Source organism: Pseudomonas juntendi (assembly GCF_009932375.1).
Taxonomy (GTDB): domain Bacteria; phylum Pseudomonadota; class Gammaproteobacteria; order Pseudomonadales; family Pseudomonadaceae; genus Aquipseudomonas; species Aquipseudomonas juntendi.
Genome location: NZ_BLJG01000261.1, coordinates 1 through 5,475, shown reverse-complemented (window position 1 = coordinate 5,475; position 5,475 = coordinate 1). Strand labels below are relative to the sequence as shown.

The window sequence follows — 5,475 nt, the reverse complement described above, 5'->3', positions numbered from 1 at the left end:
CGCCCACGGCCAGTGGCGGCTCGGTCTCCAGCACGCGGGCTGTTTCCTGCACCACCAGCGGCAAGCTCATCAGCCACAAGCCACCCAGCCCCACGCCAAAACACAGCGCCGCCAGCCGTGGCCGGCGCGCACGCCACCACCATGCGGCAAGCAGCAACAGGAACAAGATGCCCGGCGGCATCAGCCATTGTTTGATGAAAAATCGTATGGGCATCGGCCACACCTCCTTGGCAGGCGTGCAGCCTAAAAGGATCGGCACCGGTCAACAAGGTAGGGCCGGTGCCGATCGCAAGCTGTATGAATGATGAATGACCGTGGCGCGGTAGCCTGCGCCGGGCGCCCTGAACGACTAGCGCTGGCGCAGCGTTCTGGAACTGGCCGCAGTGGCAGCGCGCTTCTGGTCCTTGAGCCAGATAATCTTGGCTGATGCCGGCTCCGCTTGTGGGTAACTGCCGACAGCAGCATTACGGCGCCCCGGAAGGGCTTCCAGGTAGGCCTTGATCACTTCGAACTCTGCGTGGCTGAGGCCACGCAACTCCAGCTCGGCTGGCATCTCGTCGCGCAATCGCACAGAGGTCCTGGCGCTTTCGAGTGCCAGGCCAAGCCGGTCGATCAGGCGCTCGTAAAGCTCCGGTCTGATTGCGGGTAGCTGCGTCTCTCCCATCCGTTCACCTCATTGAAGATAAGAATATCTCCCCCCACACCAGAGCTTAGCGTCGTTGCAAAAAGCAGCCGGGTGCAGCGACCAGCGGCCATTCGCAACGAAGGTTTCCCACGATACGCAGCGCTGCTGTATGCTACGGCGTTCACTCTAAATGACACCGGAGTGCCGGACGCAGCGAGGTTCCGCTGCCTGGAACAAGGTCTCTTCCCTCTCAGCAAAAAGTAGCCATGCACGAACAATACACGCCCCGTGATATCGAAGCCGCCGCCCAGAACTTCTGGGACGAGCAACAATCGTTCGCTGTTACCGAACAGCCAGGCAAGGACACCTACTACTGCCTGTCGATGTTCCCGTACCCGAGCGGCAAGCTACACATGGGCCACGTGCGCAACTACACCATCGGTGACGTGATTGCCCGCTACCAGCGCATGCTGGGCAAGAACGTGCTGCAGCCGATGGGCTGGGACGCTTTCGGCATGCCCGCGGAAAACGCGGCGATGAAGAACAACGTCGCCCCGGCCAAGTGGACGTACGAAAACATCGAGTACATGAAGACCCAGCTCAAGAGCCTGGGCCTGGCCATCGACTGGGCACGTGAAGTGACCACCTGCAAGCCTGACTACTACCGTTGGGAGCAGTGGCTGTTCACCCGCCTGTTCGAGAAAGGCATCATCTACCGCAAGAACGGTACCGTGAACTGGGACCCGGCAGACCAGACCGTACTGGCCAACGAGCAGGTCATCGACGGCCGCGGCTGGCGTTCCGGCGCGCTGATCGAAAAGCGCGAAATCCCGATGTACTACTTCCGCATCACCGACTACGCCGATGAGCTGCTGGAAAGCCTCGACGAACTGCCGGGCTGGCCTGAGCAGGTCAAGACCATGCAGCGCAACTGGATCGGCAAGTCACGCGGCATGGAAGTCCAGTTCCCCTACGACCAGGCCAGCATCGGCCACGCCGGCACGCTCAAGGTCTTCACCACCCGCCCCGACACGCTGATGGGTGCCACCTACGTCGCCGTCGCCGCCGAGCACCCGCTGGCCACCCAGGCTGCCCAGGGCAACCCGGCGCTGCAGGCGTTCATCGAAGAATGCAAGGCCGGCAGCGTTGCCGAAGCCGACATGGCCACCCAGGAGAAGAAGGGCATGGCCACTTCCCTGCTGGTGGAGCACCCGCTGACGGGCGAGAAGCTGCCGGTCTGGGTCGCCAACTACGTGCTCATGCACTACGGCGATGGCGCGGTAATGGCGGTGCCGGCTCACGACGAGCGCGACTTCGAGTTCGCCCGCAAGTACAACCTGCCGGTCAAGGCCGTAGTACGCACCAGTGCGGGCGATGAAGTCGGCAACGAGTGGCAGGACGCCTATGGCGAGCACGGCCAACTGATCAACTCCGCCGAGTTCGACGGCCTGGACTTTGCCGGCGCCTTCGACGCCATCGAAGCAGCCCTGATCCGCAAGGACCTGGGCAAATCGCGCACCCAGTTCCGCCTGCGCGACTGGGGTATCAGCCGCCAGCGCTACTGGGGCTGCCCGATCCCGATCATCCACTGCCCGTCCTGCGGCGACGTGCCCGTGCCAGAAGACCAGTTGCCGGTGACCCTGCCGGAGAACGTGGTGCCCGATGGTGCCGGCTCGCCACTGGCGCGCATGCCAGAATTCTACGAGTGCAGTTGCCCGAAATGCGGCGCTGCGGCCAAGCGCGAAACCGACACCATGGACACCTTCGTCGAGTCGTCCTGGTACTTCGCCCGCTACGCCTCGCCGAACTACGAAGGTGGCATGGTCGACCCGAAAGCGGCCAACCACTGGCTGCCGGTCGACCAGTACATCGGCGGTATCGAACACGCCATCCTGCACCTGCTGTATGCGCGCTTCTTCCACAAGCTGATGCGTGACGAAGGCCTGGTCACCTCGAACGAGCCGTTCAAGAACCTGCTGACCCAGGGTATGGTCGTGGCCGAAACCTACTACCGCGTTGCCAGCAACGGCGGCAAGGACTGGTTCAACCCGGCCGATGTCGAGATCGAACGCGATGCCAAGGCCAAGATCATTGGCGCACGCCTGAAGACCGACGGCCTGCCAGTGGAAATCGGCGGCACCGAGAAGATGTCCAAGTCGAAGAACAACGGCGTCGATCCGCAGTCGATGATCGACCAGTACGGCGCCGATACCTGCCGCCTGTTCATGATGTTCGCCTCGCCACCTGACGCGAGCCTGGAATGGTCCGACTCCGGCGTCGAAGGCGCCAGCCGCTTCCTGCGCCGTGTCTGGCGCCTGGCCCAGGCACACGTTGCCCAAGGCCTGCCGGGCAAGCTGGATGTCGCCGCCCTGGACGACGCACAGAAGGTCATTCGCCGCGCCATTCACGCCGCCATCAAGCAGGCCAGCACCGACGTCGGCCAGTTCCACAAATTCAACACCGCCATCGCCCAGGTGATGACCGTGATGAACGTGCTGGAAAAAGCCCCGCAAGCCACGGCGCAAGACCGTGCCTTGCTGCACGAAGGCCTGGAAGCCGTGACCCTGCTGCTGGCGCCGATCACCCCGCACATCTCCCACGAGCTGTGGAAGCAGCTGGGCCATGATCAGGCCGTGATCGACGCTGGCTGGCCAGCGGTCGACGAAGCCGCGCTGGTGCAGGACACCGTCACCCTGGTGGTGCAGGTCAATGGCAAACTGCGCGGGCAGGTCGAAATGCCGGCCGCCGCCAGCCGCGAAGAAATCGAAGCCGCCGCGCGCAGCAACGAGAACGTCCTGCGCTTCATCGACGGCCTGGCCATTCGCAAGGTCATCGTGGTACCGGGCAAGCTGGTCAACATCGTCGCCAACTGATGGCAACGCCCGCCCGCAGCCACTGCGGGCGGGCGGAACAGGCCCACAAGGGAGCAACAACATGATCAAACGCAATTTGCTGGTAATTGGCCTGGCGGTCATGCTCAGCGCCTGCGGTTTCCAGCTGCGCGGTACTGGCACCAACGAGCTGAGCATCAAGGAAATGGACGTCAGTGCGCGTGACGCGTACGGGCCTACCGTGACCGAACTGCGCCAGGTGCTCAAGAACAGTGGCGTCAATGTGCACACCGGTGCGCCGTACCGCCTGGTATTGACCAACGAACAGCAGCGCGAGCGCTCGGCCAGCTACAACAGCGGTAACCGCACTGCCGAGTACGAGCTGACCACCCAGCTCGACTACAGCATCCAGGGCTTGAACAACCTTGAACTGCTGAGTGACAAGCTGGAAGTGCGCAAGGTGTATGTGCGCGATGCCTCGAACATCACCGGTTCCGAGCAGGAAGCTGCCCGTTCCCGCCTGGAAATGCGCCGTGACCTGGTCAACGCCATGGTCGTGCGCCTGCAGCAACTGACCCCGGCCCAGCTGGACGAGCTGCAGCAAAAAGCCGATCAGCGTGCCCAGGCTGAAGCGGCCGCCCTTGAGGCCGCACGCCGCCAGCAGGCGGAAACGCCGCAGCAGTCGCCCCTGGAAGTACCGGGCAACTAAGCCCGTGCGGGGTGCCTTCGGGTGCCCCGCCTACTGCCCATGAAGCTCGCCCCCGCCCAACTCAACAAGCACCTGCAAGGCGCCTTGGCCCCGGTCTACGTGGTCAGCGGTGACGACCCGCTGCTGTGCCAGGAAGCCGCCGACGCCATCCGCCAAGCTGCGCGCCAGCAAGGTTTCGACGAGCGCCAGGTCTTCAGTGCCGACACCAACTTCGACTGGGGCACCCTGCTCCAGGCCGGTGCCAGCCTGTCCCTGTTCGCCCAGCGGCGCCTGCTGGAACTTCGCCTGCCCTCGGGCAAGCCGGGTGACAAGGGCGCTGCAGCGCTGATGGAATACTGCGCCAACCCCGCCGAAGACACCCTGCTGCTGGTCAGCCTGCCCAAGCTCGACGGCAGCGCGCAGAAGACCAAGTGGGGCAAGGCGTTGATCGAAGGTGCCCACTGCCAGTTCATCCAGATCTGGCCGGTGGATGCGCACCAACTGCCGCAATGGATCAACCAGCGCCTGCAGCAGGCCGGCCTGTCGGCGCAGCGTGACGCTGTCGACCTGATTGCCGCGCGCGTAGAAGGCAACCTGCTGGCTGCCGCGCAGGAAATCGAAAAGCTCAAGCTGTTGGCCGAAGGCAACCAGATCACCGTCGAAACCGTGCAGTCGGCTGTCGCTGACAGCGCCCGGTTCGACGTTTTCGGGCTGGTAGACGCCATTCTCAACGGTGAAGCTGCACATGCCCTGCGCATGCTCGAAGGCTTGCGCGGTGAGGGGGTCGAGCCCCCGGTGGTTCTCTGGGCCCTGGCGCGTGAGCTGCGCCAGCTCGCCGGCTTGGCCCAGCAATTCAGCCAGGGTGTGCCGCTGGACAAGGCGTTCAGCCAGGCGCGCCCACCGGTCTGGGATAAGCGCCGGCCGTTGGTCAGCAAGGCCCTGCAGCGCCTCTCGGCGCAGCGCTGGGCGCAACTGCTGCAGGATGCCCAGCGTATCGATGCGCAAATCAAGGGCCAGGCCGAGGGTTCGCCGTGGACGGGCTTGGCGCGGTTGGCATTGCTGATGGCCGGTCAGCGCCTGGCACTACCCCCTCTATAACGGTCACAGGCCCTATCGCGGGCAAGCCAGCCACAGGGTGCGCGTCAGGGCTGTCGGTGTTTGCCACAAGTTATGCAGCGCCTGTGAAACCGAGCGCCGCCCGCGCGGCGCAATCGCGAGCTGCGCTCGCTCCTACGTTTGTTTCGGGCCAGTAACGCCTGTGACAGGCGCGCGCGGCCGCCTTGTTTGTACGGCGCGATATTGAGGCATGCACCAAGGCGTTCGCGCGCGAA

General features: G+C 64.2%; 4 protein-coding genes and 1 pseudogene. 3 read left to right on the top strand and 2 right to left on the bottom strand.

What is annotated here, in order from left to right:
• Nucleotides 1-214, bottom strand: a pseudogene (locus GYA94_RS23940) (YdcF family protein); the annotation flags it as partial.
• A 135-nt stretch (nucleotides 215-349) separates the two neighbouring features.
• Entirely contained in the window at nucleotides 350-664 is a 315-nt protein-coding gene (locus GYA94_RS23935; protein ID WP_009685393.1) for a hypothetical protein, read from the bottom strand.
• Nucleotides 665-891: 227 nt separating this feature from the next.
• Between GYA94_RS23935 and leuS the strand changes: the two genes are divergently transcribed.
• The 3 genes from leuS to holA all read left to right on the top strand — a co-directional run bounded on the left by leuS (nucleotide 892) and on the right by holA (nucleotide 5,242).
• Complete coding sequence (gene leuS, locus GYA94_RS23930; protein ID WP_054905914.1) at nucleotides 892-3,498, top strand: leucine--tRNA ligase; 2,607 nt, start codon at nucleotides 892-894, stop codon at nucleotides 3,496-3,498.
• Nucleotides 3,499-3,559: 61 nt separating this feature from the next.
• Nucleotides 3,560-4,165 (top strand): LPS-assembly lipoprotein LptE, encoded by a 606-nt coding sequence (locus GYA94_RS23925; RefSeq protein ID WP_110679081.1) that lies wholly within the window; start codon nucleotides 3,560-3,562, stop codon nucleotides 4,163-4,165.
• 39 nt (nucleotides 4,166-4,204) lie between these two features.
• Complete coding sequence (holA, locus tag GYA94_RS23920) at nucleotides 4,205-5,242, top strand: DNA polymerase III subunit delta (RefSeq protein ID WP_110679080.1); 1,038 nt, start codon at nucleotides 4,205-4,207, stop codon at nucleotides 5,240-5,242.
• Nucleotides 5,243-5,475 lie beyond the last annotated feature (233 nt).